Here is a 22107-nt window from a genome sequence, read left to right as displayed (position 1 = left end):
ATGGCTACCACTTCGCTTGACCTGGCCAAGGTGCGCAACATCGGCATCATGGCTCACATCGACGCGGGCAAGACGACCACCACCGAGCGCATCCTGTTCTACACCGGTGTGTCTTACAAGATCGGTGAAGTCCACGACGGCGCTGCCACGATGGACTGGATGGAGCAGGAGCAGGAGCGCGGCATCACGATCACGTCTGCCGCGACGACCTGCCACTGGCCGCTCGAAGACGTCGACCACACCATCAACATCATCGACACCCCGGGTCACGTGGACTTCACGGTCGAGGTGGAGCGTTCGCTCCGCGTCCTCGACGGTGCCGTCACCGTGTTCGACGGTGTCGCCGGTGTGGAGCCGCAGTCCGAGACCGTTTGGCGTCAGGCGGACCGCTACGGCGTTCCGCGCATCTGCTTCGTCAACAAGCTGGACCGCACGGGCGCCGAGTTCCACCGCTGCGTCGACATGATCAAGGACCGCCTCGGTGCGGTTCCGATCGTCATGCAGCTCCCCATCGGTGCCGAGATGGACTTCCAGGGCGTTGTCGACCTGGTCACCATGAAGGCGTTCGTCTGGTCCGCCGAGGCGACCAAGGGCGAGATGTACGACATCGTCGACATCCCGGCCACGCACACCGAAGCCGCTGAAGAGTGGCGTGCGAAGCTCGTCGAGACCGTCGCCGAGAACGACGACCAGATCATGGAGCTGTTCCTGGAGGGCGTCGAGCCCACCGTCGAGCAGCTGCACGACGCTGTCCGTCGCATCATCATCGGCTCCAAGGGCGACAAGGGTGCCACCGTCACCGCGGTGTTCTGTGGCACGGCGTTCAAGAACAAGGGTGTTCAGCCCCTGCTCGACGCCGTCGTCCGCTACCTCCCGTCGCCCCTGGACATCGAGGCCATCGAAGGCCACGACGTCCGGGACGCCGAGGTCGTCGTGAAGCGCCAGCCCTCGGACGACGAGCCCCTCGCGGCGCTCGCGTTCAAGATCATGCGCGACCCGCACCTCGGTAAGCTCACCTTCGTCCGGGTTTACTCGGGCCGCCTGGAGGCCGGCACCTCGGTGCTGAACTCCGTCAAGGGCAAGAAGGAGCGCATCGGCAAGATCTACCGCATGCACGCGAACAAGCGTGAAGAGATCGAAGCGGTGGGCGCCGGTGACATCGTCGCCGTCATGGGCCTGAAGCAGACCACCACCGGTGAGACGCTGTGTGACGACAAGAACCCGGTCATCCTGGAGTCCATGGACTTCCCGGCCCCGGTCATTCAGGTCGCCATCGAGCCCAAGTCCAAGGGTGACCAGGAGAAGCTGGGTGTCGCCATCCAGTCTCTCGCGGAGGAGGACCCCTCCTTCCACGTTCACTCGGACGAAGAGACCGGCCAGACCATCCTCGGTGGTATGGGCGAGCTGCACCTCGAGGTGCTGGTCGACCGTATGAAGCGCGAGTTCAAGGTCGAGGCCAACGTCGGCAAGCCGCAGGTCGCTTACCGCGAGACGATCCGCCAGACGGTGGAGCGTCACGACTACACCCACAAGAAGCAGACCGGTGGTACCGGTCAGTTCGCCAAGGTGCAGATCGCGATCGAGCCGATCCTCGAGGCCGACGGTCCGGCGTACGAGTTCGTGAACAAGGTCACCGGTGGCCGCATCCCGAGGGAGTACATCCCCTCGGTCGACGCGGGTGCGCAGGAAGCCATGAAGTTCGGCATCCTCGCCGGCTACGAGATGACTGGCGTCCGCGTCATCCTTCTCGACGGTGGCTACCACGAGGTCGACTCCTCCGAGCTCGCCTTCAAGATCGCCGGTTCGCAGGCCTTCAAGGAGGCCGCGCGCAAGGCTTCTCCCGTGCTCCTCGAGCCGATGATGGCCGTCGAGGTCACCACGCCGGAGGAGTCCATGGGTGACGTCATCGGTGACATCAACTCCCGCCGTGGCCAGATCCAGGCCATGGAGGAGCGTCACGGCGCTCGCCTCGTGAAGGGCCTCGTGCCCCTCTCGGAGATGTTCGGCTACGTCGGAGACCTCCGCAGCAAGACCTCGGGTCGCGCCAGCTACTCGATGCAGTTCGACTCCTACGCCGAGGTTCCCCGGAACGTCGCTGAGGAGATCATCGCGAAGGCCAAGGGCGAGTAACTCTTCCGAGTACACGCTTTAGGCTTGTCACCGGAGCCTCTGGGGCAACAGGAGTAACCCTCCCGTTGCCCCGGGGAACCGGCTTTCCAGCAAAGATCACCTGGCGCCGATGAGTAAGGCGTACAGAACCACTCTCCAGGAGGACCCCGTGGCGAAGGCGAAGTTCGAGCGGACTAAGCCGCACGTCAACATCGGCACCATCGGTCACATTGACCACGGTAAGACGACCCTCACGGCCGCCATTACCAAGGTGCTGCACGACGCGTACCCGGACCTGAACGAGGCCTCGGCCTTCGACCAGATCGACAAGGCTCCTGAGGAGCGCCAGCGCGGTATCACCATCTCCATCGCGCACGTCGAGTACCAGACCGAGGCGCGTCACTACGCCCACGTCGACTGCCCGGGTCACGCGGACTACATCAAGAACATGATCACCGGTGCCGCGCAGATGGACGGTGCCATCCTCGTGGTCGCCGCCACCGACGGCCCGATGCCGCAGACCAAGGAGCACGTGCTCCTGGCCCGCCAGGTCGGCGTTCCGTACATCGTCGTCGCCCTGAACAAGGCCGACATGGTGGACGACGAGGAGATCCTGGAGCTCGTCGAGCTCGAGGTTCGTGAGCTCCTCTCCGACTACGAGTTCCCGGGCGACGACCTTCCGGTCGTCCGCGTCTCCGCGCTGAAGGCGCTCGAGGGCGACAAGGAGTGGGGCGAGAAGCTTCTCGGCCTCATGGCTGCCGTCGACGAGGCGATCCCGACCCCGCCGCGTGACACCGAGCTGCCGTTCCTCATGCCCGTCGAGGACGTCTTCACGATCACCGGTCGCGGTACCGTCGTCACCGGCCGTATCGAGCGTGGTGTCCTGAAGGTCAACGAGACCGTCGACATCATCGGTATCAAGGAGACCAAGACCACCACCACGGTCACCGGTATCGAGATGTTCCGCAAGCTGCTCGACGAGGGCCAGGCGGGCGAGAACGTCGGTCTGCTCCTCCGTGGCATCAAGCGCGAGGACGTCGAGCGCGGCCAGGTCATCATCAAGCCCGGTTCGGTCACCCCGCACACCGAGTTCGAGGCCCAGGCCTACATCCTGTCGAAGGACGAGGGTGGCCGTCACACCCCCTTCTTCAACAACTACCGTCCGCAGTTCTACTTCCGTACCACCGACGTCACGGGTGTTGTCACCCTGCCGGCCGGCACGGAGATGGTCATGCCGGGCGACAACACCGAGATGACGGTCGCGCTGATCCAGCCGGTCGCCATGGAGGAGGGCCTCAAGTTCGCCATCCGTGAGGGTGGTCGTACCGTGGGCGCCGGCCAGGTCACCAAGATCACGAAGTAATTCGTGTTCTGACCTGGTAGCTCGTTCGATCGAGCACCATGTTTGACAGGAGGGCCCCTTCCCCGTCGTTCACGCGACGGGGGAGGGGCCCTTCGTCGTACGGGCCTTCCGTCGTACGAACCTGCATGCCGTCGTACGGGCCTGCGCGCCGCGGGCGGGCATGCGAAGAGGGCCGCACCCCCGGGGGGTGCGGCCCTCTTCGCTCACGTCGCTCCGTGCGCGGCGGTCACTTCACCCGCAGGGACTCCGTGAACTCCATGCAGGCGGCGTAGTCCGGCAGCAGGCCGGACGCGGCGGCGTCGGCCAGCGAGGGGGCCGCGTCGTCACGGGCGGACAGCAGCGGGACGTCGGCCGGCCAGTCGATGCCCAGGTCGGGGTCGAGCGGGTGGACCGAGTGCTCACCCGTCGGGTTGTACGTCTCCGAGCAGAGGTAGGACAGGGTGGCGTCGTCGGTGAGCGCGCAGAAGCCGTGGCCCATGCCCTCGGGGAGGTAGACGGCGCGGCGGTCCACGTCGTCCAGCCGGACGCCTTCCCAGCGGCCGAAGGTCGGGGAGCCGACCCGGATGTCCACGATGATGTCCAGCACGGCGCCGCGCACGCAGGTGACGTACTTGGCCTGGCCGCGCGGGACGTCGGCGAAGTGGATGCCGCGGACCACGCCGCGCTGGGAGACCGAGAGGTTGGCCTGCGCCAGGTTCAGCGGGTGCCCGACGACCTCGGCGAGGTGGTCGAAGCGGTACCACTCCATGAACATGCCGCGCGGGTCACCGTGCTGCTGGGGCGTTATCTCGAAAACGCCCTCGATGGAGAGTTCGCGGAACTTCATCGTGCGGCCTCCTCTTCCAGCAGACCGATCAGGTAGTCGCCGTAACCACTCTTGACCAGCGGTTCGGCCAGCGCGCGCAGCTGCGCGGAGTCGATGAGACCCGCACGCCAGGCGGCTTCCTCGATGCAGCCGATCTTGAAGCCCTGGCGCTCCTCGATCACGCGCACGAACTCCGAGGCCTGCACCATCGAGACGAAGGTGCCGGTGTCCAGCCAGGCGGTACCGCGGTCGAGGATGGTGACATTCAGCTCACCGGCCTGGAGGTACGCGTCGTTGACGGCGGTGATCTCCAGCTCGCCGCGGGCGCTGGGCTTCAGGCCGCGGGCGATCTCCACGACGCGGTTGTCGTAGAAGTACAGGCCGGGCACGGCGTAACGGGACTTGGGCTGGGCCGGCTTCTCCTCGATGGAGATGGCCTGGCCGTTCTCGTCGAACTCGACCACGCCGTACGCCGTCGGGTCCGCCACCGGGTACGCGAAGACCCGGCCGCCCTTGGAGTCGGTGTGCTCCGCCAGGCGGGTGCCGAGGCCGCTGCCGTGGAAGATGTTGTCGCCGAGGATCAGGGCGACGGAGTCGTCACCGATGAAGTCGGCGCCGAGCACGAAGGCCTGGGCGATGCCCTCGGGGCGCTCCTGGACGGCGTACTCCAGCCGGATGCCGAACTGCGAACCGTCGCCGAGCAGACGCTCGAACTGGTCGCGGTCCTCCGGGGTGGTGATGACGAGGATCTCGCTGATCCCGGCCATGACCAGCGTCGAGAGCGGGTAGTAGATCATCGGCTTGTCGAAGACGGGCAGCAGCTGCTTCGACACTGCCCGCGTCAGCGGCCAGAGTCGGGATCCGGTGCCGCCGGCCAAGAGAATTCCACGCATGGGCACAACCCTATGCGAGACCGGCGGAGGCGCGCCGTCCGGGCCCGGGCGGGAGCGGGCGGGCGGCCGTGGCGGAGTAGGCGAGCGGCTAGACTGTTTGTATTATGCGCATCCTTGTGACCGGCGGCGCCGGCTTCATCGGTTCAGAATTCGTCCGCCAGCAGCTCGGTTCGGACCCCACGGCCCAGATCACCGTCTTCGACAAGCTGACGTATTCCGGCGTCGAAGCCAACCTCGCACCGGTCGCCGGCCACGCCGGCTACTCGTTCGTCAAGGGTGACATCTGCGACGCCGAGGCCGTCGACCAGGTGATGCCCGGCCACGACGTCGTCGTGCACTTCGCAGCCGAGTCCCACGTGGACCGCTCGATCGCCGGCGCGGGCCCCTTCGTGATGACCAACGTGGTGGGCACCCAGGTCCTCCTGGACGCCGCCCGCAAGCACGGCGTCGGCCGCTTCGTCCACATCTCCACCGACGAGGTCTACGGCTCGATCAGCGAGGGCTCCTGGACCGAGGAGTGGCCGCTGGTGCCCAACTCCCCGTACTCCGCCTCGAAGGCCTCCTCCGACCTGCTCGCGCTGGCCTACGCCCGCACGCACGGCATGGACGTCGTGGTCACCCGCTGCTCCAACAACTACGGGCACTACCAGTTCCCGGAGAAGGTCATCCCGCTGTTCGTCTCCAACCTGATGGACGGCAAGAAGGTCCCGCTGTACGGCAACGGCGGCAACGTGCGCGACTGGCTGCACGTCTCCGACCACTGCCGCGGCATCGACCTGGCCATGCGCAAGGGCCGCGGCGGCGAGGTCTACAACATCGGCGGCGGCGTCGAGCTCACCAACAAGGAGCTCACCGGCGTCCTGCTGGAGGCCGCGGGCCTGGGCTGGGAGATGGTCGAGCGCGTCGAGGACCGCAAGGGCCACGACCTGCGCTACTCCATCGACATCAGCAAGATCGGCTCGGAGCTCGGCTACGCCCCGCAGGTCACCTTCGAGGAAGGCATCGCGTCGACCATCGCCTGGTACCGCGAGAACCGCGCCTGGTGGGAGCCCCTGAAGGCCAAGGCAGCGCTGCAGAAGTGACCGCCGCGGACGTGAGCAAGAGCAACAACGGTATTGAAGGCACCGACGGCACGAACGGCACCGCGGGCGCCCGCTGGGTCGTCACCGGCGCCGCCGGCATGCTCGGCCAGGACGTCCTGGCCGTCCTCAAGGACGCCGGCATCGCCGCGACGGGCCTGGGCCGCACCGACCTCGACATCACCGACCCGGCAGCCGTCCGGGCCGCCGTCGAGGGTGCCGCCGTGGTCGTGAACTGCGCCGCCTGGACCGACGTCGACGGTGCGGAGAGCGCCGAAGAGGCCGCCACCGCCGTCAACGGCACCGGCGTACGCGTCCTGGCCGAGGCCTGCGCCGCGGCCGGAGCCCGCCTCCTGCACGTCTCCACCGACTACGTGCTGCCCGGCGACGCCGAGCAGCCGTACGCCGAGGACTCCGCGACCGGCCCGGTCAACGCGTACGGCCGCTCCAAGCTGGTCGGCGAGCAGGCCGTGGCCGAACTGCTGCCGCAGCACGGCTACGTGGTCCGCACCGCCTGGCTGTACGGCGAGCACGGCCCGAACTTCGTCGCCACCATGCTCAAGCTCGCCGCCCAGCGGGACACCCTCGACGTGGTCGACGACCAGCACGGCCAGCCCACCTGGTCCTACGCGCTGGCCGGCCGCCTCGTCGAGCTCGGGCAGGCCGCCCTGGCGGGCCGCGCCCCCGGCGGGGTCTACCACGGCACCGCGAGCGGCCGGACCACCTGGTTCGGGCTGGCCCGCGAGACCTACCGGCTGAGCGGCCTGGACCCCGAGCGGATCCGGCCCACCGACTCCTCCGCGTTCGTGCGCCCCGCCGTCCGGCCGGCGTTCAGCGTGCTCGCGCACGACCGCTGGGCCGAGGCCGGCCTGCCCCCGCTCGCCGACTGGAGCGAGCAGCTGGCAGCGGCCCTGGCACTGCCCGCCTTCGCAGCGCCCGAGGGCGCGGACAGGAACGGCAGCTCGGGATGAAGAGCCTGCTGAGCAAGATCAGCGCGGCCCTGCCGCCGGGCACCGTCGCGGTGGCCGGCGGCACCGTCGTGCTCGGGGCGGCCTCGTACGTCCACCTCGGCGTGGCCGGCCACAGCCTGTCCACGGAAGCCATGGCGAACGTCTCGGTGCTGTGGACGATCGTGATGGCCATCGGGCTCGGCATCTTCTTCCCCATCGAGCAGGAGCTCACCCGGATCGTCGCCGCCCGCGCGGTCGACGGGCACGGGGCGGCCCCCGTCCTGCGCCGGGCCACCCTGCTCACCGCGGCGATCCTCGGCGCGACCCTGCTCGTCCTCACCATCGCCGCCGGCCCCCTCGCGGACCTGCTGTTCCATGGGGACCGGGCCCTGGTGGCGGCCCTCGGCGGTGCCTTCACCGGCATGGCCGTCTGCTACCTCACCCGCGGGGTACTGGCCGGCCTCGGCCGGTTCGGCGCGTACGGCACCCAGCTCGCCATCGACGGCGGGCTGCGCATCGTGCTCGCCTTCGGCTGCGCCGTGGTCCTACCGGACTCCGCGCTCGCCTTCAGCCTCGTACTGGCGCTGGCGCCGATCATCGCCGCCCTGGTCACGCTGCCCGCGCTGCTGCGCGTCGTCGAGCCCGGCGAGGAGATCGCCTGGCGCGAGCTGACCTCCGGGCTGGGCCTGCTGATCTGCTCGACCCTGCTGTCCCAGGTCGTGGTCAACGCCGCCGTGATGAGCACCAAGCTGCTCGCGCCCACGGACAGCGTGCTGATCGCGGCCCTGCTGAACGCCCTGGTCCTGGCCCGGGTACCGCTCTTCGTCTTCGGCTCGCTCCAGGCCTCCCTGCTCAACGGGCTCAGCGCCGCCTTCCAGGCCGGCGACCGGGCCGCCTTCTCGGCCATGCTGCGCCGGATCGGCATGGTCGTCGGCGCGCTCGGCCTGCTCGGCGGCATCCCCGCCACCGTGCTCGGCCCCTGGCTGATCGGCGTGCTCTTCGGCGCCAAGCCGGCCCTGGGCTGCTTCGACTTCTTCCTGTTGTCCGCCGGAACCGTGGCGTACATGTTCGCGATGGTGCTCGGTCAGGCGCTGATGGTATTCAAGCGACACAACCTGCAGCTGCTCTGCTGGGCCATCGGTACCGCCGTACTGGTCGGCGTCACCTTCGCCCCCGGTGACGTGGCTCTGCGTGTGATCCTGGCCTATGCTCTCGGCTCCGTCGCCACCGTCGTCGCTATGCTGACAGCGCTGAGACTGAAGTTCCCGGAAGCCGTTCCGGGAGCCGGCGACGCTCCCGGGCGGACGGACGTCGCGAGCCCGCTGGGCGCCGGCGCAGCCGGGAAGTGACCGTGCCCGCCTCCGAAGTCCCACAGATCCCCGAGCACTCGTATGTGCCACATTCCGCTGGAGCTACCGTGTCCCAATACGACGATGTCTGGCTGGTCATACCGGCCTATAACGAGGGCCAGGTGATCGCCGATGTCGTCGAGGGAGCGCGCAAGACCTTTCCGAACATAGTCGTCGTCGACGACGGCAGCTCGGACGACTCCGCGAAGCACATCGCCTCCACCGGTGCCCACCTGGTGCAGCACCCGGTCAACCTCGGCCAGGGCGCAGCCCTGCAGACCGGCCTGAAGTACGCCCTCTCCCAGCCGGGAGCCCGCTACTTCGCCACGTTCGACGCCGACGGCCAGCACCAGACCCACGACGTCGAGAAGATGGTCGCCGTCCTGCGCGCCGACGAGGCCGACGTGGTGCTCGGCTCCCGCTTCATCGAGCAGAACGGCCAGGTGCCGTGGATCAAGCGGGTCGTGCTGCGCACGGCCGCGGCCGTCAGCCCGACCGCCCGCAAGCTCAACCTCACCGACGCGCACAACGGTCTGCGCGTCCTGGGCCGCGCGGCGGCGGAGCAGGTGCAGATCACGCACAACGGCATGGCCCACGCCTCCGAGATCGTCGGCTACCTGGCCGGCTCCGGACTGCGCGTCGTCGAGGTCCCCGTGGACATCCTCTACACCGAGTACTCGCGCGCCAAGGGTCAGTCCCTGATCAACGGCGTCAACATCCTCTTCGACATCACCCTGCGGGAGCGTGGCCGCCGATGAAGTACTTCTGGATCCAGCTGGTGCTCATCCTGGGCTCCGTCTCGCTGGCCCTCATGTTCATACGCAACTGGGACCAGGCGAAGACCCGTGCCTGGAAGCGCATCGCCTTCTCGGTGTTCGTCCTCGTCAACGTGTACGCCGTCCTGCGGCCCACCGACGTGACCTGGCTGGCCCACCAGCTCGGCGTCGGCCGCGGCACCGACCTGGTGCTGTACGTGATGGTCCTGGCCATGGGCTTCCTCACGCTCAACACCTTCCTGCGCTTCCGCTCGCTCGAGAAGAAGATCACCGACCTGGCCCGGACGGTGGCCCTCAGCGAGGGCGCGCGCCACAACGACGAGCGCCTCGGCCCGGACGCCGTCCGTCAGCCCGCCCCGGTCGAGCCCGTGGCCCCGGTCGAGCCCGAGGCACCGGCCACCGAACCCGCAGACTCCGTCAAGGCCTGAGGAATCACCGTGGTGACCTTCGACTTCATGCTCCCCTACTACGGGGACGTCCGGCTGATGCAGGACGCGGTCCGCAGCATCCTGGCGCAGACGGACCCGGACTTCCGGCTCGTCGTGATCGACGACGGCAAGGAGCCGGACGTACCCGGCTGGTTCGCGGAGCTCGGCGACGAGCGGGTCGAGTACACCCGCAACGAGCAGAACCTCGGCATCAACGAGAACTTCAAGAAGTGCGTGCGCCTCTCCGAGGCCGACTACGTCGTCATCATGGGCTGCGACGACGTGCTCCACCCGGACTACCTGAAGACCGTACGGGGCCTGGCCGAGGCCCAGCCGGGCATCGGCATGATCCAGCCCGGCGTCGAGGTCATCGACGGCGAGGGCCGGGTCACCGCCGGTCTCGCCGACAACGTCAAGCGCAGGCTCTACGCCCCGCAGGTCAAGGGCAACCGCACGATGGCGGGCGAGGAGCTCGCCGTCAGCGTGCTGCGCGGGAACTGGCTGTACTTCCCGTCCATCGCCTGGCGCGGCGACGCCCTGCGCAAGGTGAACTTCCAGTCCGAGTACTCGGTGGTCCAGGACCTCGCGCTCGTGGTCGACCTGCTCGAACTCGGCGAGGCGATGGTGATCGACGCCTCGGCCACCGTCTTCCAGTACCGCCGGCACGCCGTCAGCGAGTCCTCGGTCCAGGCCTTCACCGGCACCCGCTTCACCGAGCAGGCACGCTACTTCGAGGCGGTCGCCGACCGGATGGACGCCCGCGGCTGGCCCAAGGCCGCCCGCGCCGCCCGCATCCACAGTGCCTCCCGCTTCCACGCGATCACGATGCTCCCCGGGGCGCTGCGCCGCGGGAACCGTGAGGGTGCCAAGAACCTGGCCCGGCACGCCTTCACCACCGGGCAGAGCTGAGCCTGCCCGGCAGTCCGACCAGAACAGGAAGTGCCAGGGGTGCAGTCGGGAACCGAAACGATGGACGCGGCCGGAGCGAGGGACGCGTCCGCCCCTGACCGGAGCGGGCCGCCCGCCGGGACCGGGCGGCTGCTCGCCCTGCGGGACTCCGCTCTGCGCCGGCGCTGGTTCTGGCCCGCGGCGCTGGTCACCGGGTACCTGACGCAGGTGCTGTTCCGGCTCTCCCTGGTGTGGGGCAACAGCTACCCCTCGGTCCACGCGGACGAGCCCTCGTACCTGGTCCTGGCCCGGGTGCTCGCGGGGCGGCCGACGACCGAGATGCCGGTCGGCTCGGTCATCCCCGGCGGCTACCCGCTGCTGCTCTCCCCGGCCCTGCGCATCGCGAACGACCCGGTCACCGCGTACCAGCTGGTCATGGGCATCAACACGCTGCTCAACGCGCTGGTCTTCCCCCTGGCCTACGTGGCCCTGCGCAGGCTCGACCTGCCCAGGGGGCTCTCGTTCCTGATCGCCACGGCGGCCGCGCTGATGCCGCCCGTGGTCTTCTACTCCGAGTTCGCGATGTCCGACACCGTGCTCCCGGTGGTCCTCCTCGGCTGGCTGATCACCCTGCACGGCTGGCTCAGCGACGGCGAGCCGCGCCGCCGCACCTGGTACGGAGCGGGGGCCGGCCTGCTGGCCGGCTACTCCATGGCGGTGCACGACCGCGGCGGCGTGGTCGTGGCCATCACCGCGCTGGTGTTCCTGGGCGCACTGGTCTTCAAGTGGGCGCCGCTGCGCTCCACGCTCGCCGCCTGGGGCGGCCTCGCCGTCTCCGTGCTGGGCGCCAAACTCCTCGCCGGCTGGCTGGAGGCGCAGTTCAAGGACACCCCGCCGAGCTCGGTCGGCACGCAGGTGATGGACAACCTCGTGGAGCCCGAGCTGCTGCGCCGCACGGTGACCCGCACGATCGGCCAGCTCTGGTACTTCTCGGTCTCCTCCTGGGGCTTCGGCGCGATCGCGCTCGCCCTGTGCGTGTTCGCGGTGTTCAGCCCCCGCTTCACCCGCGCCTCGCGGGTGGTCTCCTTCGCCATGGTCGCCCTGCTGTTCGGGATCGCGCTCGCGGCGGCGGCCGGACTGCCCGGGGACAAGCGGATCGACAACTGGGTCTACGCCCGGTACCTGGCCGTGCTCGTGCCCGCGTTCTTCGTGGTCGGCGTCGCCGCGCTGTGGCGCGCCCGGACCGGAGCCCTGCTGCGGCTGGTGCTGAGCGCGGTGGTGTTCACCGCGGTCACCGCCGAGTTCGTGATCATGGTGGTCGGCAAGGGCCTCTACGCACGCTGGATCATCCCGTGGGCCATGCCGGACGCGCTGTTCCTGGCCTCGGAGTGGACGAAGCTGCACATGTGGCGGACCATCGCCGGTGCTCTGCTGGTGCTCGCCGCCTGCGTGATGTTCCGGCTGGCCGGCGGACGCCGGGTGGTCTGGGCCGTCGCGGTGTCGCTGGCCCTGTTCGCCACGTACGCGACGACCACGGTCACCTCGAACGTGGCCGAGCCGCACCGCAAGATCCGCAAGTACCTCGCCACCGGCTTCACCCAGTCCGCGGAGCTCAAGCCGGGGGAGAACCTGGTGATGGACGAGGACGTCGACTGGGGTCTGCGGATGGCCCAGGCGTACGAGGTGTACGAGGGCCGGGTCTGGACGAGGGACCTGGAGCACGGCGACCGGCCGCCGGCCACGGCGGACGCGGCCGTACTGCGTCTGACCTCGAAGGACGCCAAGCCGGAGGACTCCTGGCCGAACGCCCCCAAGGGCTGGTACGTGGCCAAGGTGAACACGCTGCACGAATGGGTTCTCTGGCGCCACCGCTGAGGCCCCCGCCCGCCTCGTCCCGTACGCCTGCCAGTAGCATCCGGGCGGTCAGATGGCTCATCTGATGTGTTCGGAACAGGGGCGGGGACAAGTTGAGACTGGGTCGTGTGCGCGGTACGGCGCTGGCCGCCGCGTTCGGTGTGGCGGCGGTGCTCGGGTTCCAGGGAGTGGCGGGCGGATCCGGACCGGCCCTCCCCGAGGGGAAGGCGCCCGGTGAGGCGCGGGGCGGGGCGAAGGCCTACAGCGCCGCGGCCGGTCAGCCGGGCCGGGCCAAGACCGGTGTCGACCGGCTCGCCCTGAAGTCCAAGGGCTCCGGCGAGGCCGTGCTCGCCCAGCAGGACACGGACCTCTTCGGCCTCCTCGGCGTGTCCTGGACGGACCCCGAGGCCAGGGTGGACGGCGCCATCGAGGCCCGTTCCCGCAGCTCGGAGACCGGGAAGTGGTCCCGGTGGATCACCCTGGACCCGGTGCAGCCCGGCCTCGACGGCAAGCGCCCCGGAGCGCCCGGCGCCACCGAGCCGGTGTGGGTCGGGCCGTCGAACGGCGCCGAGGTGCGCGTGAAGGGCGGAGCGGCCCTTCCGGCGGGCCTGACCCTGAACCTGGTGGACCCCGCCACCGCCGGCGCCGCCACGAAGAAGGGCGAGCTGCCCGCCGAACCGGCCGCCTTCGCCACGGAGGCGCTGCCGCCCGGGCCGGCCTCCACCGCACCGCAGCCCACGGTGGTCACCCGGGCCGAGTGGCAGGCCGACGAGGGCCTGAACGACGAGGCTCCCGGCTACCTCCCCGGCGGCAGCGTCAAGGCCGCCTTCGTCCACCACACCGCGAGCGCGCAACCGTACGACTGCTCGCAGTCCGCGGCCATCGTGCGGGGCATCCACGAGTACCACGTGAAGGTCGAGCAGTGGCGCGACCTCGGCTACAACTTCCTGGTCGACAAGTGCGGCACGATCTTCGAGGGCCGCAAGGGCGGCATCGACCAGCCCGTCCAGGGCGCGCACACCCTCGGCTGGAACGCCGAGTCGATGGGCATCGCCGTCCTCGGTGACCACCAGACCGCGGGAGCCCCGGCCGCCGCCCTGGATTCGATCTCCCGGATCGCGGCCTACAAGCTCGGCCAGTACGACGGCGACCTGAACGGCACGACCACGCTGGTGGCCGGCAGCAGCCAGAAGAACTACCTGGGCACCTCGTTCACGGGTGGGCAGCCGTACACGTTCAAGACCCTCTCGGGCCACCGGGACGGCTTCAACACCATCTGCCCGGGCGGTGGGCTCTACGACCAGCTCGCCGCGATCCGCACCAGCGGTCCGGCGCAGCAGCTGAAGATCGCCAGGGTGAACGGCACGGTCCCCGGGCCGGGCACGGACCTCAAGTCCACCGGCCCCCTGAAGGTCGACTGGACCACCAGCACGGCCGACGGGCTGCTGGGCTCGTTCGAGGTCCTGGTGGACGGCGCACCGGCCGCGACGGCCGCGGGCACGGCCCGTACGGCGAACGCGGTGCTGACCACCGGCACCCACACGGTCCAGGTCAAGGCCACCGCGCTGAACGGCAAGGTCTCCACGAGCCTGCCGGTCACCGTCGTCGCGGAGGTCCCCGTGCCGAAGTCCGCCACGTTCGTTCCGGTCGCCCCGAAGCGGCTGATGGACACGCGTGCGGGCCTCGGCGTGCCGAAGGCCAAGGTCGGCGCGCAGGGTGTGGTGACGCTGCCGGTGGCGGGTACGGCGGGGATCCCGGCCGATGGCGTCACCGCCGTCGTCCTCAACGTGACGGCGACCAACCCGACGGCCGCGAGCTACGTCTCGGTGTACCCGAGCGGGACGGTGCGCTCCAGCGCCTCGAACCTGAACGTGACGCCGGGGCAGACGATCCCCAACCTGGTGGTCGTCCCGGTGGTGGACGGCAAGGTCAGCTTCTACAACAACGACGGCACGGTCGATCTCATCGCGGACGTCACCGGCTACTTCGCCAAGGCGGCCGGGGGATCGGCGCACGTCAGCATCGGTCCGAAGCGGCTGATGGACACGCGTGCGGGGCTCGGCGTGGCGAAGGCGAAGGTGGGCGCGCAGGGGGTGGCGACCCTGCCGGTGGCGGGTACGGCGGGGATCCCGGCGACGGGCGTCACCGCCGTGGTCCTCAACGTGACGGCGACCAACCCGACGGCCGCGAGCTACGTCTCCGTGTACCCGAGCGGCACGACCCGCTCCAGCGCCTCGAACCTGAACGTGACGCCGGGACTGACGATCCCCAACCTGGTGATCGTTCCCGTGGTGGACGGCAAGGTCAGCTTCTACAACAACGACGGCAGCGTCGACCTGATCGCGGACATCACCGGCTACTTCACCTCGGCTGGCGGGGGATCGTCGCACGTCAACACCGGTCCGAAGCGGCTGATGGACACGCGCGAGGGCCTCGGAGTGGCGAAGGCGAAGGTGGGCGCGCAGGGGGTCGTGACGCTCCCGGTGGCGGGTACGGCGGGGATCCCGGCGACGGGCGTCACCGCCGTGGTCCTCAACGTCACCGCGACGAACCCGACGGCCGCGAGCTACGTCTCCGTGTACCCGAGCGGGACGGTGCGCTCCAGCGCCTCGAACCTGAACTTCACTCCCGGCCGGACGATCCCGAACCTGGTGGTCGTCCCCGTGGTCGACGGGAAGATCAGCTTCTACAACAACGACGGTACGGTCGATCTGATCGCGGACGTCACCGGCTACTTCGCCGAGTGACACGGGGTTCCGCAGGCGGGGTGGGGGACATGGGGAAGAACGACGACGGCATACCGGCCGTCTCGGACGAGGACTGGGCGCAGTTCCTGGCACAGGCCGAGGCGGGCGCGGGGGAGGGGTGGGCGCCGGCTCAAGGCGGCGCTGGCCATCGCCTTCGTCGCCGCCCTCGCGCTGATCGCCGTACGGCCGGAGCTGGTCATCGACAAGCTCACCGGCGAGGCCGCGCAGGACGCGAGGCCCGGCAGCCGCTGCCGGCCGAGACGGCCCGCCCGACCACCCCGCCCACCTCGGCGGACCCGGACCGGCCGACCCTGTCCGACCCCTTCCGCGGTTCCCCGGCCCTCCAGTGGGCCGACGGGGCGGCCGGCATCGAGGTCCCGGAGGCCCAGGCCGTCGGCGGCATGAGCAAGGAGCAGGTCGCCGACGCGCTGGCGAAGGTCAAGCAGTTCCTGGTCGCGGCCAACCTGGACCCGGCGACCCTGCGCGGGGAGCACCCCGCGGCGGCGCTGGACCTGCTCGACCCCAAGCTGAAGCAGGGCCCGGACCACCTGGAGCAGTCCCTGGCCGCCCCGCCCGCGGAGAACGACCCGCTGGAGCTCCTCACCCGGGCCAAGCCGGCCGAGCTGAAGCCCGTGGGCGACGTGGTCAAGGTCCGCGGCCGGATGTGGGTGGAGCCCGGCCAGGGGCCGGGCCGGGCCAGGGTGCTGGTCGACTACACGTTCGTCTACCCGTTCGTGAAGGCGATGCCCGGCGCGGACCAGGTCAAGCGCACCATCGTCCGGCGCGCGATCACCTTCTCCGTGGCCGACCCGCGCAAGTGGCAGGCCACCGAGGGCAAGCTCTGGCTCGACAAGGTCGACGTGGAGCTGGCCAACAGCGCGTGTGACGTCCACGACGGATTCCTGCACCCCGTCTTCGACGAGGACGCTCCCACCGGGCCGACGCCCTCCGGCACCCCGATGGACCCGTACGACCGCAGCGTCGGCCCGGAAGCCGGACCGCAGACGGGTTGCGGCGCGATCTCGCGCTCCTGAGAGCGCGCCGGACACCGGACCGGGACCCCCGCCGCGTGGTGCAGTTTGACCACTCAGCGTGGCGGGGTATTCTCTTCCGCCCGATTGGCGCCATACGTGTCTCGTATGGCAGACTACTCAAGTTGCTCGGCCGTGTGCCGATGCTGCGCGCCTCCCGCCGGGAGGACCGGAAGCAAGTCCCACAGTACTCGTCGCTCTACCTGCCTCTCGGGGCAGCAATGGGGCGGACGTACGGGAATCTTTCGGGAAGCGTCAGCACGGTGCCTGCCAGGTACTCGGTGGGTGTTTGCCCCCGATCTGCGGTCTTGGGACCGCGCCCCCTTGGACGAGGGAATTTCCGTATGGGAATTTTCTGTAGAGGGAGCGCGACACGCCCGACCGCGTGGGTCGGAGGAGAGCGGCGGAGCGATCCGCAGCCGGCCGAGAACCAGAGCGTTTCCACAACAGACAGGACTACGGAGTAGCCATGGCGGGACAGAAGATCCGCATCCGGCTCAAGGCCTACGACCACGAGGTCATCGATTCGTCGGCGAAGAAGATCGTCGAGACGGTGACGCGCACTGGTGCGTCGGTCGCGGGCCCGGTGCCGCTGCCCACTGAGAAGAACGTGTACTGCGTCATCAAGTCGCCGCACAAGTACAAGGACTCGCGCGAGCACTTCGAGATGCGCACTCACAAGCGCCTGATCGACATCCTCGACCCGACGCCCAAGACCGTTGACTCGCTGATGCGCCTGGACCTTCCGGCCGGCGTTGACATCGAGATCAAGCTCTGAGAGGCGCGGAAAAGATGGCAAAGCAGATCAAGGGCGTCCTGGGCGAGAAGCTCGGCATGACCCAGGTCTGGGACGAGAACAACCGTGTCGTCCCGGTCACCGTGGTCAAGGCCGGGCCCTGCGTTGTTACCCAGGTCCGTACGAACGACGTCGACGGCTACGAGTCGGTCCAGATCGCCTTCGGCGAGATCGACCCGCGCAAGGTGAACAAGCCCCTCAAGGGTCACTTCGCCAAGGCTGACGTCACCCCCCGCCGCCACCTGGTGGAGCTCCGTACCTCCGACGCCAGCGAGTACACGCTCGGCCAGGAGATCACGGCTGCCGTGTTCGAGTCCGGCGTCAAGGTTGACGTCACGGGCAACAGCAAGGGCAAGGGCTTCGCCGGTGTCATGAAGCGTCACAACTTCAAGGGCCTCGGCGCCGGCCACGGCGTCCAGCGCAAGCACCGCTCCCCCGGTTCGATCGGTGGCTGCGCCACCCCTGGGCGTGTCTTCAAGGGCATGCGCATGGCCGGTCGCATGGGCAACGAGCGCGTCACCACCCAGAACCTGACCATCCACGCGGTTGACGCGGAGAAGGGTCTGCTCCTCATCAAGGGTGCAGTCCCCGGTCCGAACGGCGGCCTCGTCCTGGTCCGTACCGCGGTTAAGGGGGCTTGAGTTAATGAGCACCATTGACATCCTTTCGCCGGCAGGCGACAAGGCCGGTACCGTCGAGCTCCCCGCGGAGATCTTCGACGCGAAGACCAGCGTTCCGCTGATCCACCAGGTCGTCGTCGCTCAGCTGGCTGCTGCCCGTCAGGGCACGCACAAGACCAAGCGTCGTGGCGAAGTCCGTGGTGGTGGCCGCAAGCCGTACCGCCAGAAGGGCACCGGCCGCGCTCGCCAGGGTTCCACCCGCGCTCCGCAGTTCGTCGGCGGTGGCGTCGTCCACGGCCCGCAGCCGCGTGACTACTCGCAGCGGACCCCGAAGAAGATGAAGGTCGCCGCCCTCCGCGGTGCCCTCTCGGACCGCGCGCGTCACTCCCGCATCCACGTCGTCACCGGCGTGGTCGAGGGTGCCGCCTCCACGAAGGCCGCCAAGACGCTGTTCGGCAAGATCTCGGAGCGCAAGAACGTGCTCCTGGTCGTCGAGCGCGCCGACGAGGCTGCGTGGCTGTCCGCCCGCAACCTGCCCCAGGTGCACATCCTGGAGCCGGGCCAGCTGAACACGTACGACGTGATCGTCTCTGACGACGTGGTCTTCACTCAGGCCGCTTTCGAGTCCTTCGTGTCTGGCCCCAAGGCCGATGAGACCGAAGGGAGCGACGCCTGATGTCTGAGGCGACCGTTACCAGCAAGACCTTCACTGACCCGCGCGACCTGCTGATCAAGCCGGTTGTCTCGGAGAAGAGCTACGCGCTGCTGGACGAGAACAAGTACACGTTCATCGTCGCGCCCGGCTCCAACAAGACCCAGATCAAGCAGGCCGTCGAGGCGGTCTTCGGGGTCAAGGTCACCGGGGTCAACACGATCAACCGTCAGGGTAAGCGCAAGCGCACCAAGACCGGTTTCGGCAAGCGCGCTGACACCAAGCGCGCCATCGTGACCCTCGCTGAGGGCGACCGAATCGACATCTTCGGCGGCCAGGCCTCCTAACGGAGGTCTAGTCGTCCGGAATCGGACGAGGACTGAGAAATGGGTATCCGCAAGTACAAGCCGACGACCCCGGGCCGTCGTGGCTCCAGCGTCGCCGACTTTGTCGAGATCACGCGGTCCACGCCGGAGAAGTCGCTGGTCCGCCCCCTGCACAGCAAGGGCGGCCGTAACAACACCGGTCGGATCACGGTTCGACACCAGGGTGGCGGCCACAAGCGCGCCTACCGTGTGATCGACTTCCGTCGTCACGACAAGGACGGCGTGCCGGCCAAGGTCGCGCACATCGAGTACGACCCCAACCGCACTGCGCGCATCGCGCTCCTGCACTACGCCGACGGTGAGAAGCGCTACATCATTGCGCCGAAGAACCTGAAGCAGGGCGACCGGATTGAGAACGGCCCCACGGCCGACATCAAGCCCGGTAACAACCTGGCGCTCCGCAACATCCCGGTCGGTACCACGATCCACGCGATCGAGCTCCGTCCCGGTGGCGGCGCCAAGTTCGCCCGCTCCGCTGGTGCCTCCGTGCAGCTGCTGGCGAAGGAGGGCACCATGGCCCACCTTCGTATGCCGTCCGGTGAAATCCGTCTCGTCGACGCGCGCTGCCGCGCGACCGTCGGTGAGGTCGGCAACGCCGAGCAGTCGAACATCAACTGGGGCAAGGCCGGCCGCATGCGCTGGAAGGGCGTTCGCCCCTCCGTCCGCGGTGTCGCGATGAACCCGGTCGACCACCCGCACGGTGGTGGTGAGGGTAAGACCTCCGGTGGTCGTCACCCGGTCTCCCCGTGGGGTCAGAAGGAGGGTCGTACTCGCTCGCCGAAGAAGGCTTCGAGCAAGTACATCGTCCGCCGCCGCAAGACGAACAAGAAGCGCTAGGAGCGGGTTTAGATGCCGCGCAGTCTCAAGAAGGGACCCTTCGTCGACGGACACCTCATCAAGAAGGTGGACGTACAGAACGAAGCCGGTACCAAGAACGTCATCAAGACCTGGTCCCGTCGCTCGATGATCATCCCGGCCATGCTGGGTCACACCATCGCGGTGCACAACGGCAAGATCCACGTCCCGGTGTTCGTCACCGAGTCGATGGTCGGCCACAAGCTCGGCGAGTTCTCGCCGACTCGCACCTTCCGCGGCCACGTCAAGGACGACCGGAAGTCGAAGCGCCGCTAAAGGCGGGGTGGTTACGACTATGACTTACACCGAAGGGACAACCATGGAAGCCAGGGCCCAGGCGCGGTACATCCGCGTCACGCCCATGAAGGCCCGCCGAGTGGTGGACCTTATCCGTGGCATGGATGCCACGGAGGCTCAGGCGGTCCTGCGTTTCGCCCCGCAGGCCGCGAGCGTGCCGGTTGGCAAGGTGCTCGACAGCGCCATTGCCAACGCCGCACACAACTACAACCACCCGGACGCCTCCACGCTGGTCATCAGCGAGGCGTACGTGGACGAGGGCCCGACCCTGAAGCGGTTCCGTCCGCGTGCCCAGGGCCGTGCCTACCGGATCCGCAAGCGGACCAGCCACATCACCGTGGTCGTCAGCAGCAAGGAAGGTTCCCGGTAATGGGCCAGAAGGTAAACCCGCACGGGTTCCGGCTCGGCATCACCACCGACTTCAAGTCGCGTTGGTACGCCGACAAGCTGTACAAGGACTACGTCAAGGAAGACGTCGCCATCCGCAGGATGATGACGTCCGGCATGGAGCGCGCCGGCATCTCGAAGGTTGAGATCGAGCGCACCCGTGACCGCGTGCGTGTGGACATCCACACCGCTCGTCCGGGCATCGTCATCGGTCGCCGTGGCGCCGAGGCCGACCGCATCCGCGGTGACCTCGAGAAGCTCACGGGCAAGCAGGTCCAGCTGAACATCCTCGAGGTCAAGAACCCCGAGGTCGACGCTCAGCTGGTCGCGCAGGCCGTTGCCGAGCAGCTCTCCTCCCGCGTCTCCTTCCGTCGCGCCATGCGTAAGAGCATGCAGGGCACGATGAAGGCCGGCGCCAAGGGCATCAAGATCCAGTGTGGCGGCCGTCTCGGCGGCGCCGAGATGTCCCGCTCCGAGTTCTACCGCGAAGGCCGTGTGCCGCTGCACACCCTCCGCGCGAACGTGGACTACGGCTTCTTCGAGGCCAAGACCACCTTCGGCCGTATCGGTGTGAAGGTCTGGATCTACAAGGGCGATGTCAAGAACATCGCCGAGGTTCGCGCCGAGAACGCTGCGGCCCGTGCGGGTAACCGCCCGGCCCGTGGTGCCGCCGGCGCTGGCGACCGTCCCGCCGGCCGTGGTGGCCGTGGTGGCGAGCGCGGCGGCCGTGGTGGCCGCAAGCCGCAGCAGGCTGTTGGTGCCGAGGCCCCCAAGGCCGACGCTCCCGCCGCCGCTCCGGCTGAGAGCACCGGAACGGAGGCCTGACCGACATGCTGATCCCTCGTAGGGTCAAGCACCGCAAGCAGCACCACCCGAAGCGCCGCGGTATGGCCAAGGGCGGTACTGAGGTCTCGTTCGGCGAGTACGGCATCCAGGCGCTTACCCCCGCCTACGTGACGAACCGCCAGATCGAGGCGGCTCGTATCGCGATGACCCGCCACATCAAGCGTGGCGGCAAGGTCTGGATCAACATCTACCCGGACCGTCCCCTGACGAAGAAGCCTGCCGAGACCCGCATGGGTTCCGGTAAGGGTTCTCCCGAGTGGTGGATCGCGAACGTGCACCCGGGCCGGGTCATGTTCGAGCTGTCCTACCCGAACGAGAAGATTGCTCGTGAGGCGCTCACCCGCGCTGCTCACAAGCTTCCGATGAAGTGCCGGATTGTTCGGCGCGAGGCAGGTGAGTCGTGATGGCGACGGGAACCAAGGCGTCCGAGCTGCGTGAGCTCGGTAACGAGGAGCTCGTTGGCAAGCTGCGCGAGGCCAAGGAAGAGCTGTTCAAGCTGCGCTTCCAGGCGGCCACGGGTCAGCTGGAGAACAACGGCCGGCTCAAGTCCGTCCGTAAGGACATCGCTCGCATCTACACCCTGATGCACGAGCGTGAGCTCGGTATCGAGACGGTGGAGAGCGCCTGATGAGCGAGAAGAACGTGACTGAGACGACTGACCGCGGCTTCCGCAAGACCCGTGAGGGTCTTGTCGTCAGCGACAAGATGGACAAGACCGTCGTCGTCGCTGTCGAGGACCGCGTGAAGCACGCTCTGTACGGCAAGGTCATCCGCCGTACGAACAAGCTCAAGGCGCACGACGAGCAGAACGCTGCCGGCGTCGGCGACCGCGTCCTCATCATGGAGACGCGTCCGCTGTCGGCGAGCAAGCGCTGGCGCATCGTCGAGATCCTCGAGAAGGCCAAGTAATTATCTGAGGCCCTGGGCATCAAGCCCAGGGGCCCCTCAGGTTCGTTCCGCCAGGCTCGGTGGGGGCGGTAGCTCTTCGGAGTGATG

At 68.6% G+C, this 22107-nt stretch carries 24 protein-coding genes; 22 read left to right on the top strand and 2 right to left on the bottom strand.

What is annotated here, in order from left to right; translation table 11 throughout:
• Positions 1-2130: an elongation factor G gene (fusA, locus tag OG898_RS08285; protein WP_250754683.1), complete on the top strand. Its 2130-nt coding sequence runs from the start codon at positions 1-3 to the stop codon at positions 2128-2130.
• A gap of 148 nt (positions 2131-2278) precedes the next feature.
• A complete protein-coding gene (gene tuf, locus OG898_RS08280) occupies positions 2279-3472 on the top strand; it encodes an elongation factor Tu (RefSeq protein ID WP_266912806.1) in 1194 nt (397 codons plus the stop codon).
• A gap of 226 nt (positions 3473-3698) precedes the next feature.
• On the opposite strand, the gene rfbC is transcribed toward tuf, so the two are convergent.
• On the bottom strand, positions 3699-4298 hold the full coding sequence (rfbC, locus tag OG898_RS08275; RefSeq protein WP_266955895.1) for a dTDP-4-dehydrorhamnose 3,5-epimerase: 600 nt from the start codon (positions 4296-4298) through the stop codon (positions 3699-3701).
• A complete protein-coding gene (rfbA, locus tag OG898_RS08270; RefSeq protein WP_266955893.1) occupies positions 4295-5170 on the bottom strand; it encodes a glucose-1-phosphate thymidylyltransferase RfbA in 876 nt (291 codons plus the stop codon). The genes rfbC and rfbA overlap by 4 nt, the downstream gene beginning before the upstream one ends.
• Positions 5171-5274: 104 nt before the next feature.
• Between rfbA and rfbB the strand changes: the two genes are divergently transcribed.
• The 20 genes from rfbB (at position 5275) to rpsQ (ending at position 22020) form a co-directional block, all read left to right on the top strand.
• Entirely contained in the window at positions 5275-6252 is a 978-nt protein-coding gene (gene rfbB / locus OG898_RS08265; RefSeq protein WP_266955891.1) for a dTDP-glucose 4,6-dehydratase, read from the top strand.
• Between the two features lie 32 nt (positions 6253-6284).
• Complete coding sequence (gene rfbD / locus OG898_RS08260; RefSeq protein ID WP_266960129.1) at positions 6285-7220, top strand: dTDP-4-dehydrorhamnose reductase; 936 nt, start codon at positions 6285-6287, stop codon at positions 7218-7220.
• Positions 7217-8548, top strand: a complete 1332-nt coding sequence (locus tag OG898_RS08255; protein WP_266955889.1) for a lipopolysaccharide biosynthesis protein — start codon at positions 7217-7219, stop codon at positions 8546-8548. The genes rfbD and OG898_RS08255 overlap by 4 nt, the downstream gene beginning before the upstream one ends.
• Positions 8549-8616: 68 nt before the next feature.
• Complete coding sequence (locus OG898_RS08250; RefSeq protein ID WP_266955887.1) at positions 8617-9306, top strand: glycosyltransferase family 2 protein; 690 nt, start codon at positions 8617-8619, stop codon at positions 9304-9306.
• Complete coding sequence (locus tag OG898_RS08245) at positions 9303-9752, top strand: DUF2304 domain-containing protein (RefSeq protein ID WP_266955885.1); 450 nt, start codon at positions 9303-9305, stop codon at positions 9750-9752. The genes OG898_RS08250 and OG898_RS08245 overlap by 4 nt, the downstream gene beginning before the upstream one ends.
• A 9-nt stretch (positions 9753-9761) precedes the next feature.
• The gene (locus OG898_RS08240) at positions 9762-10661 is read left to right on the top strand and encodes a glycosyltransferase family 2 protein (protein ID WP_266955883.1); all 900 of its coding nucleotides are present in this window, start codon (positions 9762-9764) and stop codon (positions 10659-10661) included.
• A gap of 39 nt (positions 10662-10700) precedes the next feature.
• Positions 10701-12515 carry a hypothetical protein gene (locus OG898_RS08235; RefSeq protein WP_266955881.1) on the top strand — a complete coding sequence of 605 codons (1815 nt, stop codon included), beginning with the start codon at positions 10701-10703 and terminating at the stop codon, positions 12513-12515.
• A 107-nt stretch (positions 12516-12622) separates the two neighbouring features.
• Positions 12623-15241, top strand: coding sequence for an N-acetylmuramoyl-L-alanine amidase (locus OG898_RS08230; RefSeq protein WP_266955879.1), 2619 nt, complete (start codon positions 12623-12625; stop codon positions 15239-15241).
• Between the two features lie 29 nt (positions 15242-15270).
• Entirely contained in the window at positions 15271-16275 is a 1005-nt protein-coding gene (locus tag OG898_RS08225) for a hypothetical protein (RefSeq protein WP_266955877.1), read from the top strand.
• 466 nt (positions 16276-16741) lie between these two features.
• Positions 16742-17050: a 30S ribosomal protein S10 gene (gene rpsJ / locus OG898_RS08220; protein ID WP_003948644.1), complete on the top strand. Its 309-nt coding sequence runs from the start codon at positions 16742-16744 to the stop codon at positions 17048-17050.
• A 14-nt stretch (positions 17051-17064) separates the two neighbouring features.
• Complete coding sequence (gene rplC / locus OG898_RS08215; protein ID WP_266880616.1) at positions 17065-17709, top strand: 50S ribosomal protein L3; 645 nt, start codon at positions 17065-17067, stop codon at positions 17707-17709.
• Between the two features lie 4 nt (positions 17710-17713).
• A complete protein-coding gene (rplD, locus tag OG898_RS08210; protein ID WP_266880617.1) occupies positions 17714-18364 on the top strand; it encodes a 50S ribosomal protein L4 in 651 nt (216 codons plus the stop codon).
• Positions 18364-18687 (top strand): 50S ribosomal protein L23, encoded by a 324-nt coding sequence (rplW, locus tag OG898_RS08205; RefSeq protein WP_030154694.1) that lies wholly within the window; start codon positions 18364-18366, stop codon positions 18685-18687. Before rplD ends, rplW begins: the two co-directional genes overlap by 1 nt.
• 39 nt (positions 18688-18726) lie before the next feature.
• On the top strand, positions 18727-19563 hold the full coding sequence (gene rplB / locus OG898_RS08200) for a 50S ribosomal protein L2 (protein ID WP_112447748.1): 837 nt from the start codon (positions 18727-18729) through the stop codon (positions 19561-19563).
• Between the two features lie 12 nt (positions 19564-19575).
• Positions 19576-19857, top strand: coding sequence for a 30S ribosomal protein S19 (gene rpsS, locus OG898_RS08195; protein ID WP_023539342.1), 282 nt, complete (start codon positions 19576-19578; stop codon positions 19855-19857).
• A gap of 43 nt (positions 19858-19900) precedes the next feature.
• Positions 19901-20248 (top strand): 50S ribosomal protein L22, encoded by a 348-nt coding sequence (gene rplV, locus OG898_RS08190; RefSeq protein WP_007265904.1) that lies wholly within the window; start codon positions 19901-19903, stop codon positions 20246-20248.
• Entirely contained in the window at positions 20248-21090 is an 843-nt protein-coding gene (gene rpsC / locus OG898_RS08185; protein WP_266955875.1) for a 30S ribosomal protein S3, read from the top strand. The genes rplV and rpsC overlap by 1 nt, the downstream gene beginning before the upstream one ends.
• 5 nt (positions 21091-21095) lie before the next feature.
• Positions 21096-21515, top strand: coding sequence for a 50S ribosomal protein L16 (rplP, locus tag OG898_RS08180; protein WP_030026326.1), 420 nt, complete (start codon positions 21096-21098; stop codon positions 21513-21515).
• Complete coding sequence (gene rpmC, locus OG898_RS08175) at positions 21515-21739, top strand: 50S ribosomal protein L29 (RefSeq protein WP_008739703.1); 225 nt, start codon at positions 21515-21517, stop codon at positions 21737-21739. The genes rplP and rpmC overlap by 1 nt, the downstream gene beginning before the upstream one ends.
• Complete coding sequence (gene rpsQ, locus OG898_RS08170) at positions 21739-22020, top strand: 30S ribosomal protein S17 (protein WP_243333368.1); 282 nt, start codon at positions 21739-21741, stop codon at positions 22018-22020. The genes rpmC and rpsQ overlap by 1 nt, the downstream gene beginning before the upstream one ends.
• Positions 22021-22107 lie beyond the last annotated feature (87 nt).

It is taken from the genome of Streptomyces sp. NBC_00193 (genome assembly GCF_026342735.1).
GTDB classification, from domain to species: Bacteria; Actinomycetota; Actinomycetes; order Streptomycetales; family Streptomycetaceae; genus Streptomyces; species Streptomyces stoeckheimensis.
This window is presented reverse-complemented; position numbering and strand designations above follow the sequence as displayed.